This window comes from Micromonospora haikouensis (assembly GCF_000876225.1).
GTDB classification, from domain to species: Bacteria; Actinomycetota; Actinomycetes; order Mycobacteriales; family Micromonosporaceae; genus Micromonospora; species Micromonospora haikouensis.
Genome location: NZ_JXSX01000001.1, coordinates 1,771,924 through 1,787,168, shown reverse-complemented (window position 1 = coordinate 1,787,168; position 15,245 = coordinate 1,771,924). Strand labels below are relative to the sequence as shown.

The window sequence follows — 15,245 nt, the reverse complement described above, 5'->3', positions numbered from 1 at the left end:
GGACCGTGTGGGGAGGTGGATCACTGGGTATCGCCTTCCGCAGCCGGGCGCGGCGGGCGTGCCGGCACCGCCGACGCCGAGGAGGAGCCGTGGCCGACCCGGACCAGCACCCGCGCGTGGTGATCGGGGTCGACATCGGCACCACCAGCACCAAGAGCGTCGCGTACGACACCGACGGGCGGCAGCTCGCCAGCCACTCGGTGGGCTACCCGCTGGACGAGCCGCAGCCCGGCTACGCCGAGCAGGACCCGCTGCTGATCTTCGACGCGGTCGTGGAGACGGTCCGCGCGGTGGTGACCGAGCTGCCCGGGCCGGTCGCGGGGCTGTCGTTCAGCACCGCGATGCACAGCCTGATCGGGCTGGACCCCGACGGGCAGCCGCTGACCCCGTCGGTGACGTGGGCGGACTCCCGCGCCAGCCGACAGGCCGAACGGCTGCGCGCCGCCCGGTCGGGGCTGGCGCTGCACCGGCGCACCGGCACCCCGGTGCACCCGATGGCGCCGCTGCCGAAGCTGGTCTGGTTCGCCGAGCAGGAGCCGAAGCTGTTCGAGCAGGTCGCGCACTGGGTCGGCATCAAGGACTACGTGCTGCTGCGGCTGTGCGAGGCGCTGGTCACCGACCACTCGGTCGCGTCCGCCAGCGGCCTGATGGACATCCAGACCCGCGCCTGGGACGCCGAGGCGCTGCGCATCGCGGGCATCACCGAGGAGCAGCTGCCGCAGCTCGTGGCGACCACCACGGTCCTGCCGGGGCTCACCGCCGAGTACGCCGCCGCCACCGGGCTGCCGGCGGACACCCCGATCGTGGTCGGCGCCGGGGACGGGCCACTGGCCAACCTGGGGCTCGGCGCGGTGCGGCCGGGCGTGGTGGCCTGCTCGATCGGCACCAGCGGGGCGATGCGGGTGATGGTCGAACGCCCCGCCGTGGACCCGCTCGGCGGGGTGTTCTGCTATGCGCTGACCGAGGACCGCTGGGTCGTCGGGGGCGCGATCAACAACGGCGGGATCGTGCTCCAGTGGGCCGGCGACGCCCTCGCCCCCGAGCTGGGCGAGGACTCCGAGGAGGAACTGCTCGCCCTGGCCGCCCGCGCCCCCGTCGGTTCCGGCGGGCTGATCATGCTGCCGTACCTGCTCAGTGAGCGCGCGCCGCACTGGAGCGCGCTGCCGCGCGGGGCGTACGTGGGGCTGACCCACGGCCACCGCCGCGAGCACCTGGTCCGGGCGGCCCTGGAGGGGGTCTGCCAGCAGCTCGCCCTGGTGCTGGCGTCGGTGCGGTCCGCCGGCAACGAGGTGCGGGAGGTGCGGGCCAGCGGCGGGTTCGCCCGCAGCCCGCTGTGGCGGCAGCTGCTCGCCGACGCCCTCGGCCTGCCGGTGCGCTTCCCCGCCGGGCACGAGGGGTCGAGCTTCGGCGCGGCGCTGCTGGGCATGCAGGCCCTCGGCCTGATCGCGTCCGTCGACGTCGCCGCCGACCTGGTCCGCATCGACGAGACGGTACGCCCCGACCCGGCCGCCGCCGCCACGTACGCCGCGCTGCTCCCCCTGCACGCCGAGCTGTACGACGCGCTCGTCCCGACGTTCACGTCGCTGCGGCGGCTGGCCCCGAGCCTCCCGCCGGAGCCACCCCCCACCGCCCCACCCATGTGATCGCCCGTGCCGCCGCCGGCACGGACGCCGTCCGAAGGTCGTGATAACCGTGGTCACACTGCTCGCCGCACCGGCGGAACCCCTGACCGACGCCGGTGACGCCCAACTGATCGTCGCGGCCGTGCTGGGCATCGCCGCGGTGGTGGTCCTGATCGCCTGGGGCAAGGTCCATCCGTTCCTGGCACTGATCCTCGGCGCGGGCGTGCTCGGCGTCGCCGCCGGGGTGGGGGCCGAGGCGATCGTCACCTCGTTCAGCGGCGGCGTCGGCTCCACCGTCGGCGGGGTGGGACTGCTGATCGCCCTGGGGGCGATGATCGGCGGCCTGCTCGCCGAGTCCGGCGGCGCGGACGGCATCGTCACCCGCATCGTCGACCGGGTCTCCGGTCGGGGGCTGCCGTGGGCGATGGCCGGGGTGGCCGCCCTGATCGGCCTGCCGCTGTTCTTCGAGGTCGGCGTGGTGCTGCTGGTGCCGATCGTGCTGCTGGTCGCGAAGCGTACCGGCGTGTCGCTGATGAAGGTCGGCATCCCGGCGCTGGCCGGCCTGTCGGTGCTGCACGGCCTGGTGCCTCCGCACCCGGGGCCCCTGGTGGCGATCTCGTCGCTCAACGCCGACCTGGGCCTCACGCTGGGGCTCGGCCTGCTGATCGCCGTCCCGACGGTGATCGTCGCCGGCCCGGTCTTCGGCAACATGATCTCCCGGTACGTGCCCGCGACCATTCCCGAGGCGCTCCTGCCCACCCGCACGCCGGCCGCCGTCGGCGGGGCGGAGCGGGGGGCTGCGGAGCGGGGGGCGGCCGGGCGGCGGCAGGCCGACGTGGACGGCGAACTGCTCACCGAGGACGACCTGGTCAACCCGGGCACGGGCCGCCCCGGCGCGCCGGTGGACGACTCCGGGACCGAGACCGCCCGGCGGGCCCCGAAGTTCTGGCCGGCGGTGATCACGGTGCTGCTGCCGGTGGTGCTGATGCTGCTGCGGGCCATCGGCGAGCTGACCCTGGCCGAGGACACCGCGGGCCGCCGGGTACTCGACATCGTCGGCACCCCGATCGTGGCGCTGCTGGCCGGGGTGATCGTGGCCATGTTCACCCTCGGCTTCCAGGCCGGCTTCAGCCGCAAGCAGGTCTCGTCGGTGCTCGGCGGGTCGCTGCCGCCGATCGCCGGGATCCTGCTGATCGTCGCGGCCGGCGGCGGGTTCAAGCAGGTGCTGGTGGACGCCGGGGTGGGCAACCTGGTCGCCGACGCGGCGAAGGACGCCAGCCTGTCGCCGCTGCTGCTGGGCTGGCTGGTCGCCGTCGGCATCCGGGTCGCCACGGGTTCGGCGACGGTGGCCACGATCACCGCCGCCGGCATCGTCGCCCCGCTCGCCACGACCATGGACCGGCCGGGGGTCGCCCTGCTGGCCCTGGCGATCGGCTGCGGGTCGTTGTTCTTCTCGCACGTGAACGACGCCGGTTTCTGGCTGGTCAAGGAGTACTTCGGGCTGACCGTCGGGCAGACCATCAAGAGCTGGTCGGTGCTGGAGACGATCATCTCGGTGGTCGGCTTCGCGGGCGTGCTGCTGCTCGACCTGCTGTTGTGACCTGATCGCCGGTGCCGGCCGGGGCTCGGATGGTCGTCGCGCGGGGCGCCGAGTGGGCCGCCTCCCCGGTGACCCGGGCCGGCGATCGGGTACGCGCTCCCTGGGGAGCTGATGTCGTGGATGACTCAGATCAGGGTCCCCGGACAGGTCGCCGGCCGGAAGCGCCCCAGCACCCGGGCGCGCGCCCAGTGCCCGACCGTGATGTCGTAAACGACTCAGCTCCCTAGGGGCCGGAAGGACTGAGGCCGGAGGGACCGAGGCCGGAAGGACCGAGGCCGATCCACCATGGACCAGCCCCGGCCTGCGCCGGGCGATGACCAGGCCAACAGCGGGGCGACAGGCGGGCCGACAGCCGAGCGACGGGCAGGCAGACAGCCGGGGGCGGCGCGACGGAAGCCGGGGCGCGCCGGGCGGAAGCCGGGGCGCGCCGGGCGGAAGCCGGGGCGCGCCGGGCGGAAGCCGGGGCGCGTCGGGTGGAAGCCGGGCGGGGTCAGGTGCGGTTGCGGGCCGCCGGGGTGAGGGCGGCGCGCAGGCCGGCGAGGCCGGTGGGGCGGCCGTACCGCCAGCCCTGGCCGTGCACGCAGCCGATCGCGGTGACCGCCTCGTGCTGCCGGTCGGTCTCCACCCCCTCGGCCACCACGGTCAGGTCGAACGCGTCGGCGAGCCGGGTCACCATCTCCACCGTGGCGTACGCGCGGGAGTCCTCGCCGAGCCGGGCCACGAACGACCGGTCGATCTTCAGCTCGGTGGCCGGGATGCGGTGCAGGTAGCTCAGCGACGAGTAGCCGGTGCCGAAGTCGTCGATGGCGATGCGGATGCCCAGCTCGCGGAGCTGGCGCAGCCGGTCGAGCACGGCGTCGCTGCCCTCGATCAGGGCCGACTCGGTCAGCTCCAGGGTGAGCGCGCGGGGGGCGAGGCCGGCGCCGGCGGTGGCCGAGGTGACGGTGGCGATGAGGTCGGGCCGGCGCAGGTGCGCGGCGGCGATGTTGACCGCGACGGTGGCGTCCGGGTTGCGGTCCCGCCAGGTGGCGGCGGCCCGGCACGCCTCGTGGATCACCCAGCGGTCGATCGGCAGGATCAGCCCGGTCTCCTCGGCCAGGGGCAGGAAGCGGGCGGGGGTGAGCAGCCCCAGCCGGGGGTGCCGCCAGCGCACCAGCGCCTCCGCGCTGCGCACCTCGCCGGTGGCCAGGTCGACGATCGGCTGGTATTCCAGGTGCAGCTGCTCCTCGTCGACGGCGCGGCGCAGGTCGGCGATCAGCTCGGCGCGGCCCACCGCCGCCTCCCGCAGCGCGGCCGTGCACGTGCGGTACGCGGACTTGCCGGCCGCCTTGGCCGCGTACATGGCGATGTCGGCGTCGCGGAGCAGGTCGGTGTGGGAGGCGTGCTGCGGGCCGTACTCGGCGATGCCGATGCTGGCCGAGGGGTGCACGCCGGCCTCCTCCTCGCCGGGCGAGGGTTGCAGGGCGTCGAGCAGCCGTTCGGCCAGGTGCTCGGGGCGGACCTCCCGGTCGCCGTCGACGAGGACGGCGAACTCGTCGCCGCCGAGCCGGACGACGGTGCCGTCGTCGGCCACGGCCGCCTTCATCCGGCCGGCGATGCTCGTCAGCAGGTCGTCGCCGGTGACGTGCCCGAACCGGTCGTTGACCTGCTTGAAGCCGTCCAGGTCGAGCAGCAGGACGGCGACCGGGGGCCCGTCGCGCAGCGCCCGGCGCAGCCGGCGGGTGAAGGTCAACCGGTTGGGCAGGCCGGTGAGCTGGTCGGTGTAGGCGAGCCGGCGCAGCCGGGCGACGAGCCGCAGGTTCTCGTTGGCGGCCAGCCCCTGCCGCAGCGCGAGCACCCCCAGCAGGGCCATCATGCCGACGAAGACCAGGTGCGGGGTCTGCCCGGTGGGCCGACGGGCCAGCACCACCGCCACGATCGCGCCGCCCACCGGCAGGTAGGGCAGGGCGACGCGCCACCACGGCGGCAGCGGCGGCTCGACGGCCTCCTCGGCGGCGTCCCAGGCCGGGGGCGACGGATAGTGGGCGGCGACGCCGATCAGCAGGTAGCTCAGCGGCCAGCACACGTCGATCGGATGGCCGGGGGCGTAGCTGCCGTGGGCGAACAGGGAGACGTACGCGGCATCGGCGACCGCCCGGGTGCCCAGGCTCGCCCCGATCGCGGCGAGCGGCCGCCACATCGGGCGGGCCGGGCCGGCCACCGCGACGAGGATGGTCAGCTGCATCAGGTCGAGCATCGGGTAGAGCAGCCCGAAGGTGCGCAGCGGGTCGGCCAGGTCGGCGTCGGCGATGTCCCGGAACACCACCACCCAGCCGATCGGGATGAGGGCGAGCCCGACGATCACCCCGTCGAGCACGGTGCGGGCGCGGCCGACGACGTTGCGGGACGTGGCGGCGCAGCAGAGCAGCGCGGCGGTGCCGGTGCCGATGCCGAGGGTGAACAGCGCGCCGATGAGCACCGTGTGCGGCAGGGCGTCGTCGCCGAGCCGCTGGACCGTCCACACCGTCCGGCCGAGGGCGGCGAGGCCCATGGTGACGGCGAGCAGTACCCAGAACCGGCGCAGCGGCGGCGGATGCCGGCGGGCGGCCCGGACGCAGGCGTGGCCGGCCCAGCCCGACACGGCGATCGCGGTGAGGTCGCTGACCAGGGCCGCGCCGGGCAGGGCTGCGACCAGCCAGGTCAGCTCGACGAGCAGGATCGCCGCGGCCACGGCGAGCCCGGCCCGGCCGGGCCGGGCCGCCCCGGCGGGAGCGGCGCAGGCGGGACGTGCGTCGTGGGGCAGCACAGTGTCGTCCGGCTCTCTCTCCTGCGCGCACCCTCGACGGCGAGGACCGGTGATTGACGGCGAACCACGAAAGCGTAGCCAGCGGCAGGGCGGGCCGCCAGGCGGGTGCACAGAGGACGGTGGCGCGGCCCCGGACCGGAGCGACGGGTCAGGCCCACTCCTCCGCCGGGTCGCCGTCCGCCGGCCCGGCCGCCGGGCCGGGGGCGGGATCGGAGAGGACGGGGACGGCGACCGGCGGGCCGCCGTGCGTCCACGGGGTCTCCTCCGGGGTGGGGAACGACCCCGCCGGCAGGAACCCGTCCGACAGGGTGGTGAGGCAGAGCCGCTCCCCCACCTCCGGCACCGTGCCCGGCGGCGCGGTCAGCCCCCGGCCCATCCCGCCGGAGAGCTCCAGCACCACCTCGGTCTTGCCGTCGGCCGCCGGGGTCAGGAACACCACCCGCGCCTTCTGCCCGGGCCGGGCCGGCGAGTACAGCGTCGCGCCGACCGGCACGGCCACTGGCTCGGTGGTCACCACCTGGATGCGGGGGCGCAGCACCGGGCGCTTGCCGGTGTCGTCGACCCGCGCCGGGTCGGCGAGCGTCACGTCCCCGACGAACGCCTCCCCGGTGAGCCGGTGCTCGGCCATCACCAGCGGGTCGTCGTAGGCGCGCTGGACCGCGTACGAGGCCGCGGCCCGCTCCAGCCGGTGCAGGCGCACGGCCGCCGCCACCGCGCCGTCGCGGCGCGGCTGCGGCCCGCCGCCGGCGTCGACGTGCTCCGCGTGGCCGGTGAAGGCGTCCCGGTCGCCGGCCCACCGCCCCGCCACCCGCGCCCCCGGCGGCAGGGCGGCCAGCAGCCCCAGGCCGCGCCACACCAGCTCCCAGGTGGGCGCGAGCTGGCCGCGCAGCGCCAGCTCCAGCTCCGCGTACGCGGACCGCCGCGCCGCCTCGTCGTCGTACGCGGCGGCGTACGCGGCGATGGCCGGGGCGAGCACCCGGTTGTCGAACTCCGGGTCGGTGGCCGGGCCGGCGGGCGGGCAGCGCGCCGGGTCCTCGGCGCGGGCCGCCGCCTGTGCCCCGGTGAGCCCCGGCGGCGGGTCGAGCCAGCCCAGCACCGCCGGCAGGTGCTGGTCCTCCACCGCGCTCTGCCCGGTGGCCCAGTGCAGGGTCAGCGCGTCGGTCAGCGCCAGCAGCGCCGACGAGCCGGGCTGCTCGGCCCGCTCGGCGAAGAACGTCAGCCAGCGCCCGAGCAGCGGCACCGCCGGGTGCACCGGGTAGTCGCCGTCGGCGCGGCGGAACCGGGTGGAACGGCCGAACAGCCGCAGGAACGTCACCCCGCCCGGGTTCGGCACGACGAGCTGCGGCGCGTCGAGGTACCGGTGCCGGACGTCGCGGCCCCGGTCGACCGCGACCGCCTCCGTGTCGCCCCGGAACGAGTCCAGATAGGGCAGCACGATCCCGGCCAGCTCGGCGGCGAACGCGAACCGCTGGTCGCGGTTGCGCGGCTGCGGCACGATCAGCAGCCGGGCCGCGTCGGGGGCGTCGCCGACCAGCGCCGCGAGGGGGGCGTTCGCCTCGCCCGCCATCGTCAACGGCACCAGCACCAGCGGCCGGTCCGACAGGTGCAGGTGCCGGACGGTGGCCACCGGCTGCGCCACCCCGGCGGCGAGCGCCTGGGCCTTCGCGAGCGCGCGCAGCGTACTCATGCGGGCTGACCGGCCAGGGCGTCGGCGCGCAGCCGGGCCGCGGCCCGCAGCAGCGCGGCGGCCTCCGCCTGCCCGGGCGCGCCCGGGTCGGAGCCGGCGGCCAGCGCGAGGACCTCGGCCACCGTGGCGACCCCGCCGAGCGCCTCGCGGACGGGCCGGCCCAGCGCGGCCGTCTCGGCCCGGGTCTCGTGCCGGCAGAAGTACGCCAGCTCGCAGGCCGCGAGGCAGTCGGGGGCGTAGCGGGCCGGCACCGACGCCAGCGACCGGCGCAGCCGCTCGGGGTCGGTCGACGGGTCGGCGGTGAAGTCGGCGGGCAGCCGGGCCAGCAGGTCGTCGACGCGGGCCATCCGGTCGAGCTGGCGGCGCAGCACCAGCAGTTGCTTGCGCACGTCCACCAGGCTGGCGACGGGCCGGTTGGCGAAGTCGCGCGGACAGACGAGCACCACGTCGGAGGAGACCAGCGCCGCGTCGTGCCCCTCGGCGGCGAGCAGCTCGCGCAGCGCGAGCACGTAGACGGCCGACTGGATCGCGGCGGCGGCCACCTTGCCCGGGTCGGCCTGCCCGTCGATCACCGGGAACGACTTGATCTCCACGACGTGGAACCGGCCGGCGAGGCGGGCCGCCACCAGGTCCGGTTCCAGGTGCACCCGCTGGCCGGCGACGTCGAGGCCGAGCAGCGGGTGGTCGAACAGGGCGGCCGGGTCGTCCGCGCCGGTCGGCGCGGCGGCGGCCAGCGCGGCGCGGGACCGCGCGGCCCGGCCGGGCTGGCCGGTGGCGTCGGGCGGGCCGGGCTGGTCGCCGCGGTCCTCCGCGCCCAGGTCCGTCCAGGTCGCCGGGCCGCCCGGGTCCACGCCCAGCCGCTCGGCGACCAGCCGCAGCAGCTCGGCCCCGCCGTCGGCCTTGACCTGCGCCTCGAAGGCGTTGCCCCGGGTGATCGCGAAGCGGGACTGCCCGAACCGGGCCGGGAACCCGACCCGCTCCGCCAGCCCCGGCTTGTCGGCCCCCGCGCTGTCCAGCACGGCCCGGCGGTCACAGCCGGGGTTGCCGGTCAGCGCGGCGATCGTCCGGGCGTTGTGCCGGCGCGGCGCACCGCCGCCCCGGATCTCGGCCAGTCGCCGCGCGGTGCTCGTCACGACACGCCACCTTAGGCGGTCCGCGCCCGTTCGGCGCGGGCCGCGCCGCGCCAGAGCAGCACGGCCACCGCGACGGTGGCGGCCAGCGCCGCCCCGGCCATCGCCCAGAGCACCGTACGCAGGCCGGAGGTGAAGCCCGGGTCGGCGAGCCGACCGGCGGTGGTGCTGGCCAGCACCGCCCCGACCACCGCGATGGCGATCGTCTCGCTCGCCAGCCGGGCGGTGTTGATCATCCCGGCGCCGGTGGCCGCCCGCCCCGGCTCGACGCTGCCGATCGCGATCGCGTCCAGCAGCCCGATCGACAGGCCGATGCCCACCCCCATCGTCAGCAGCGGCCCGGCCAGCGACGCGGTGCCGCTGTCCGGGGCGATGACGGTGGCCCAGGCCGCCCCGGCCGCGACCACCACCACGGAGCACACGATGACGGCCGGGGCCGGCACCAGCCGGGTCAGCGCGCCGCCGAGCAGGGGCAGCACCAGGGTCGGCGCGGTGAGCAGGATCAGCGTGCCGCCGGCCGCGCCGGGGCTCAGCCCGACGACGGTCGTCAGGTACGACGGCAGGTAGACCAGCAGCGGCACCAGCACCGCGACGATGGTGGCCGCCGCCAGGCAGACGCCGACGAACCGGGGGTTCGCGAGCAGGGCCAGGTCGAACATCGGCGCGGCGCGGCGGCGCTCCACCCGCACGAAGAGCACCAGCAGGGCGACCGCCGCGACGAAGGCCACCACGATCACCGGGGCGGACCAGCCGAACTCGGGGCCCTGCACGAAGCCGAAGATGAGCAGCAGCAACGCGGCCGTGAACGACACGGTGCCGGGCCAGTCGACCCGCCCGGCGTGCGGCTGGCGGGACTCCGGCAGCAGCGGCACGATGCCGAGGACCGCGCAGGAGACAAGCGCGGGGACGACGAACACGGCCCGCCAGCCGAACGCCTCGATCAGCAGCCCCGCGATGGACGGGCCGAACGCGAGGCCGGCGCCGATGGCCGTGCCGAACAGGCTGAACGCGCGGGCCTGCCCCGCCCCCTGGAACGCGCCGGCCAGCAGGGCGGCGGCGCTGGTCGCGGCGGCGGCCGCCCCGATGCCGGCGAGCACCCGGGCCGCGTCGAGCAGCACGATGTCGTCGACGAACGCGCCGGCCAGCCCGGCGACGGCGAAGAGCGCGAGGCCGGTGGCGTAGACGCGGCGGCGGCCGAGCAGGTCGGCGAGCGCGCCGGTGGCGAGCATGAAGCTGGCGAAGGTGGCGTTGTAGCCGTTCACCACCCACTGCACCCCGGCCAGCCCGGCGTCGAGGTCGCGGCCGATGTCGGGCAACGCGACCGACGCGCCGGTCAGCGAGATCGGCAACGAGATGGTGGACAGCAGGACGGCGACCAGCACGACGGCCGGATGGTTGCGCACGATTCTCCCCGTTCTTCGCGGCGGCCCCAGCCTAGGTGTCGCCGGCGGGGCGGTACCGGGTTCGGGGCGGAGATCACAGCGCATCGCCGCAGGCCGGGGGCCAGCGGTCGGCGGTCGGATCAGCGGGCGGCGGCCCGGCCAGGGGTCAGCGGTCGGCGGAGCGGTTCCAGGGCGAGCGGGGCAGGACGGTGCCGGCCAGCGGACGGCGGGCGCGGCGGCGGTGCCGGCGGCCCGGGGTGCAGGGCGGGCGGGAGGCGGTGCGCGCCGGCAGCTCCGGCACGGTGGCCTCGGGCACGGTCACGGGCTGAGGGGCGGTCACGGGGTGGCCGTCGGTCAGGGGACGGCGACCGATCAGCCAGCAGAGGAAGCGGGCCATCGGCGGATCAGCCCACCGGGAGGCGCGCGGCCTCGGCGGCGGAGATGTCGTACTGGGCGCCGCAGAAGGTGCACTGCTGGGCGTAGCGGGTGCGGATCGGGATCAGCGGGATGAAGAAGAGGGTGAACTTCGTCGACCGGCGGCTGATCACCTGGGCGGCGTGGTTGCCGCAGTTGCGGCACACCTGCTGCGCCACGCCCGACCGGTCGACCTTGGTGCGGAGCCCGAATATGAAGAACATCGCCCCGCAGTACCCACCCGCCGCGCTCCTTGCACCTGTGATCCCTGCCAACGGGAGAAACAAGATCGTGCTCAATCCGGGAAAGAGTGGTCTCGCCCGGCATCGGAAGCCACTCGATCCCTGATCGAGCACGATCTTCAGCCTAGGCGGCTGGTCACCACCCGACAGCAGAAGCGGCGGGGCGGCCAAGGGAGCCGCCCCGCCGCCGCTCACCACTACTGCTATGTTGACGCCGCTACCCGGTCGGGTGCGTCAGGAGACCGGGGTCGGGTCCGGGAGCCAGATCGGCCGCCAGTCGGGCAGCTCGTGGAACCGGACCAGCTCGCCGAACCCCGCGACCGTGCCGCTCCACGCCGCGTACGGTGGGTTCTGCTCGTCGAAGCCGCTCTGCACGAAGGTGAGCTTGGTCCTGCCCTGCGACTCGGCCAGCTCCCAGGTGGTGACGCCCGTCGGGCCCCAGTCGATCGACATCCGCCGCCCCGGTTCCAGGTCGACGACCTTGGCCGCGTAGCCGGACTCGAAGCCGCCCATGGCGTACCGGCCGCCGATCCAGGGCTCGATGCCGATCGGGTAGCCGAACCAGGCGCTGGCCTGCGCCGAGTCGGTCAGCGACTCGTACACCTTGGCCAGCGGGGCGGCGATGAGCAGCTCCCCGCGCAGGTCGGCGGAGGTGAAGTCGGTGCGCGGCAGGAGCTGGCGGCCCTCCAGGTGGGCGGCCAGGTTGGCGATCGCCAGCGCCCAGTACGTCTGGAGCACGCCCCGGATCGTGCTGCCGCTCATCGCCTCGGCGAAGTCGAAGTGGCTCTGCCGCAGGGTGAGGATCGTCGCGTCGCCGTCCGGCTCCAGGGTGAACTCGGTGGTTGTCTCCACCCCGTCGAGCAGCCAGCCGAAGCGCAGCGTGCGCTCGTCGGCGTGCAGCAGCCGCTGGTGCGGGGCGTCGCCCTCGGGGGTGTAGCGCCCCCAGAACGCGTACCGTTTGGGCAGTTCCACCTCGGCGTGCTCGGCCAGCCAGACGCGCAGCTCGGCCGGGTCGGTGAGCGCCCGGTGGACGGTCTCGACGGGTGCGGCGAGGCGGGCGCGCACGGTCATCGGTTCAGTCACGGTCTTCTCCCTTGGGATAGCAGGCCACGGCGAGCTTGAAGGCGTCCCCCTCGGCGCCCCCGTAGCGGGTGAACAGGTCTTCCAGGGCGGTGCGCAGGTCGGCGAGGAACTCCTGCCGGCGCTCGGCGGGCACCCGGATCTCCCCGGAGACGCCGATCGACGGCAGCTCGGGGGCCGCCCGGTCCAGCGCCGCTACGTCGGCCTGGACCTCCTCCATGAGGTCGAGCAGGTGGCCGAGGCTCAGCTCGTCGCGGGCCCGGCGCAGCCCGCCGATGCGGCCGACGAGCCGGGGCGAGAGCCAGTAGGAGCGGGCGGCGGCCTGGTAGATGCCCTCGCTGATGCCGCGCACCTTGCGCTCGGACACCTGCTCGGCCAGGCCGGCCGCGACGAGCTGCTTGACGTGGTAGTAGACCCGCTGCGGGGTCTGGCCGAGCCGGGCGGCGACCTCGGTGCAGGTGCCGGGCTCGGCGAGTTCTTGTCAATAGGTTCGACGAAAGGGGACGGCCGCGCGGCCGTCCCCTTTCGTCAGCGCCCGCCGGTCAGGCGGACCAGTCCGGCCGCAGCGGGTAGCCGTTCACCCCGCGCGGGCCGTTGCGCGTGGCCAGCACCTGGTGCAGCTGGATCTCGTTGCGCTCGAACGCCAGCCGCGATCCCGCCATGTAAAGTCCCCACACCCGGGCGGTGCCCTGGCCGACCTCGGCCACACACTCGTCCCAGTGCGCCACCAGGTTGCGGCACCAACCGGCGAGGGTCAGCGCGTAGTGCTGGCGCAGGTTCTCCTCGTGGTGCACCTCCAGCCCCGCGTCGTGGATCTCGCTGATCAGCCGCCCGGGGCCGGCCAGCTCGCCGTCGGGGAAGACGTACCGGTCGATGAACGCGCCCGAACGGTGCGGGGCCCGGTTGTCGGCCCGGGTGATGCAGTGGTTGAGCAGCCGCCCGCCGACGCGCAGCCGGCCGCCCAGCGCCCGGAAGTAGGCCGGATAGTTGCGCACCCCGATGTGCTCGGTCAGGCCGATCGAGGAGATCACGTCGAACTGCTCGCGCGGGGCGTCCCGGTAGTCCAGGTGCCGCACCTCGGCCAGCTCCGACAGCCCCTCCCGCTCGATGGCCGCCTGCGCCCACTGCGCCTGCGCCCGGGACAGGGTCACGCCCAGCGCCTTCACGCCGTATTCCCGGGCCGCGTGCCGGACCATGCCGCCCCAGCCGCAGCCGACATCGAGCAGCCGCATCCCCGGCTTCAGCCCGAGCTTCCCGGCGACCAGGTCGTACTTCGCGGCCTGCGCCTGCTCCAGCGTGTCGTCGGGGCTGCGGAACACCGCGCACGTGTACGTCATCGACGGCCCGAGCACCAGCTCGTAGAAGGCGTTCGACACATCGTAGTGGTGGGAGATGGCGGTGCTGTCCCGGGTGCGGGAGTGCCGCAGCCCGTTGACCATCCGCTTCCAGCGCGGCGCGGCCTCCTGCGGCGGGGGCGGCGGCGGCATCAGCCGCTCCCAGCCCAGCCCGCGCACCAGGGCCAGCCCCTCGGCCAGCGACGGCGGGCGCAACTTCAGCTCGTCCTTGAGCACCCGCAGCGCCTCGTACGGGTCGCCGGGGTGCACGCCGCCCAGTTCCAGGTCGCCGCTGACGTACGCCCGCGCCATGCCCAGGTCGCCCGGGGCGGTCAGCAGGTAGGACAGGCCCCGCTCGGAGCGGACGGCCAGGGTGATCCCGGCGTCGGCCGGGCCGACGGCGCTGCCGTCGTACCCCGTGATCCGGACCGGTAGGGCCCCGGCCGTGACGGCACGGACCACGTCGGCCACGGTCGGGGTCGCGCGCCGGCTCCCGGCCGGCGGGACGGACGGGACGTCGGCCGCCCCCTGTTCTCGGTCAATCAGGCTCATTTTCGCGCTACCGCCTTCTCGTAAAGTCCGGTGAGCCGGTGGTCCGGGTCGTAACGGTCCTTCACCGCGCGCCAGGTGTCCCCGCCGTAGAGCCGGTCGAACGCCTCGCGGTCGTAGTACGCGTCCGAGTAGAGCGACTTGTGGCCGCCCGCGTCGGACACCGCGCGCTCGACCAGCCGGTTGACGTCGCCGTCGGCGGCGCCCCCGGTGATCGGCACGGTCCCCCAGAAGCCGATGTTGACGTAGTTCTGGCCGGGACGCAGCGGATATAGCGGCCAGGCCCGCGCCGAACCGGGGCCGGCCGGCTCGCGCAGCCGCAGCGGGCAGAGCCAGACCGGGGACATCCGCACCTCGCGGGCGAACCAGCGCAGGAAGCCGGCCGTGCCCTCCAGGGGGATCTCCACGTCCTGCACCACCCGCTCGCGGGCCGGCTGGCCGCGAAGCCGGTCGATGCGGGCTGCCACCTGGTGCCGGTGCTCCAGCCGGACGAGGCGGTGGTAGACGTCGCTGCGCCGCAACCGGGCCGGCCAGAGCCTCCGCACGACCGGGTGCTGCGCGCCGAACGCCGCCGAACACCAGAACCAGTCGGTGTCCCACCGCCACAGGTAGTCGTGGGTGGTCAGCCAGTCGCGGGTGCGCCGGGGCAGCGAGCGGTAGTAGATGCCCTGGCCGGTGTAGTCGCTCACCTGCGGCGCGTCGTCGGTGAAGGTCGCCAGCACGAGGTACGCCTCGCCAGGGCTGAACATCACCCCGTCCATCGCGTCGACCGGCTCGCCGGCCCAGGAGCCGGTGGCGGTCACCTCGCCGATCGCCGAGGTCAGCGCGTCGAGGTCGGTGAAGCGGACGTTGCGCAGGGCCACGTACCGGCGGACCGGGGCCAGCTCGATACGCAGCCGGGTGGCGTAGCCGAGGCTGCCCAGCGAGTTGGGGAAGGCCGCGAAGAGGTCGGCGTGCTCCCCGTCGGGCCGGGCGGTGACGATCTCGCCCGCGCCGGTGAGGACGTCCAGCTCCAGGACGGACTCGTGCGGCAGGCCGTGCCGGAACGACGTGGACTCGATGCCCAGCCCGGTGACCGCGCCGCCCAGGGTGATGGTGCGCAGCTGCGGCACCACCAGCGGCATCAGCCCGTGCGGCAGGGTCGCGGCGACCAGCCGCTCGTAGGTGCACATGCCCTGCACGTCGGCGGTGCGGGCGACCGGGTCGACGCCGATCACCCCGCCGAGGCCGCTGACGTCCAGGCCGGGGACGCTCGGGGCGGATCTCGGGCGGAACAGGTTGGAGGTGCGTTTGGCGAGTCGAACGGTCTCGCCGGCGGGCACCGCGGCGTACGACCGCCGCAGCAGGTCCACCGCTCCGTCGTGGTCAACTGCATGATCCACACGGCCTGCGCGCATGAGATCACTCTACGCGCGAACGA

12 protein-coding genes and 1 pseudogene are annotated in these 15,245 nt (G+C 75.3%); 2 read left to right on the top strand and 11 right to left on the bottom strand.

All coding sequences use genetic code 11. The annotated features are described in order from the left end of the window. The first annotated feature begins 89 nt into the window (after window positions 1–89). Window positions 90–1,643 carry a gluconokinase gene (locus TK50_RS07870; protein ID WP_043962124.1) on the top strand — a complete coding sequence of 518 codons (1,554 nt, stop codon included), beginning with the start codon at window positions 90–92 and terminating at the stop codon, window positions 1,641–1,643. Window positions 1,644–1,692: 49 nt separating this feature from the next. Then, complete coding sequence (locus TK50_RS07865) at window positions 1,693–3,222, top strand: GntT/GntP/DsdX family permease (protein WP_043962123.1); 1,530 nt, start codon at window positions 1,693–1,695, stop codon at window positions 3,220–3,222. Window positions 3,223–3,712: 490 nt separating this feature from the next. Here TK50_RS07865 and TK50_RS07860 read toward each other — a convergent pair whose 3' ends face one another. The 11 genes and pseudogenes from TK50_RS07860 to TK50_RS07815 all read right to left on the bottom strand — a co-directional run bounded on the left by TK50_RS07860 (window position 3,713) and on the right by TK50_RS07815 (window position 15,222). Beyond that, window positions 3,713–6,007, bottom strand: a complete 2,295-nt coding sequence (locus TK50_RS07860) for a putative bifunctional diguanylate cyclase/phosphodiesterase (RefSeq protein WP_199485981.1) — start codon at window positions 6,005–6,007, stop codon at window positions 3,713–3,715. Window positions 6,008–6,155: 148 nt separating this feature from the next. Beyond that, entirely contained in the window at window positions 6,156–7,694 is a 1,539-nt protein-coding gene (locus tag TK50_RS07855) for a hypothetical protein (RefSeq protein WP_043962122.1), read from the bottom strand. Then, entirely contained in the window at window positions 7,691–8,827 is a 1,137-nt protein-coding gene (locus TK50_RS07850; protein ID WP_043962121.1) for a hypothetical protein, read from the bottom strand. The genes TK50_RS07855 and TK50_RS07850 overlap by 4 nt, the downstream gene beginning before the upstream one ends. Window positions 8,828–8,838: 11 nt before the next feature. Then, entirely contained in the window at window positions 8,839–10,227 is a 1,389-nt protein-coding gene (locus TK50_RS07845; RefSeq protein WP_043962120.1) for an MFS transporter, read from the bottom strand. Window positions 10,228–10,372: 145 nt separating this feature from the next. Beyond that, a complete protein-coding gene (locus TK50_RS34105) occupies window positions 10,373–10,528 on the bottom strand; it encodes a hypothetical protein (RefSeq protein ID WP_158499159.1) in 156 nt (51 codons plus the stop codon). An 82-nt stretch (window positions 10,529–10,610) separates the two neighbouring features. After that, window positions 10,611–10,844: a zinc-ribbon domain-containing protein gene (locus tag TK50_RS07835; RefSeq protein WP_043962118.1), complete on the bottom strand. Its 234-nt coding sequence runs from the start codon at window positions 10,842–10,844 to the stop codon at window positions 10,611–10,613. 252 nt (window positions 10,845–11,096) lie between these two features. After that, a complete protein-coding gene (locus TK50_RS07830; RefSeq protein WP_043962117.1) occupies window positions 11,097–11,945 on the bottom strand; it encodes an SRPBCC family protein in 849 nt (282 codons plus the stop codon). Then, complete coding sequence (locus tag TK50_RS07825; protein WP_241773954.1) at window positions 11,938–12,309, bottom strand: hypothetical protein; 372 nt, start codon at window positions 12,307–12,309, stop codon at window positions 11,938–11,940. The genes TK50_RS07830 and TK50_RS07825 overlap by 8 nt, the downstream gene beginning before the upstream one ends. Window positions 12,310–12,318: 9 nt before the next feature. After that, window positions 12,319–12,408: pseudogene (locus tag TK50_RS35390) on the bottom strand (helix-turn-helix domain-containing protein); the annotation flags it as partial. Window positions 12,409–12,484: 76 nt separating this feature from the next. Then, window positions 12,485–13,828, bottom strand: a complete 1,344-nt coding sequence (locus TK50_RS07820; protein ID WP_043962116.1) for a class I SAM-dependent methyltransferase — start codon at window positions 13,826–13,828, stop codon at window positions 12,485–12,487. Beyond that, on the bottom strand, window positions 13,825–15,222 hold the full coding sequence (locus tag TK50_RS07815; RefSeq protein ID WP_043962115.1) for an FAD-binding oxidoreductase: 1,398 nt from the start codon (window positions 15,220–15,222) through the stop codon (window positions 13,825–13,827). Before TK50_RS07815 ends, TK50_RS07820 begins: the two co-directional genes overlap by 4 nt. Window positions 15,223–15,245 lie beyond the last annotated feature (23 nt).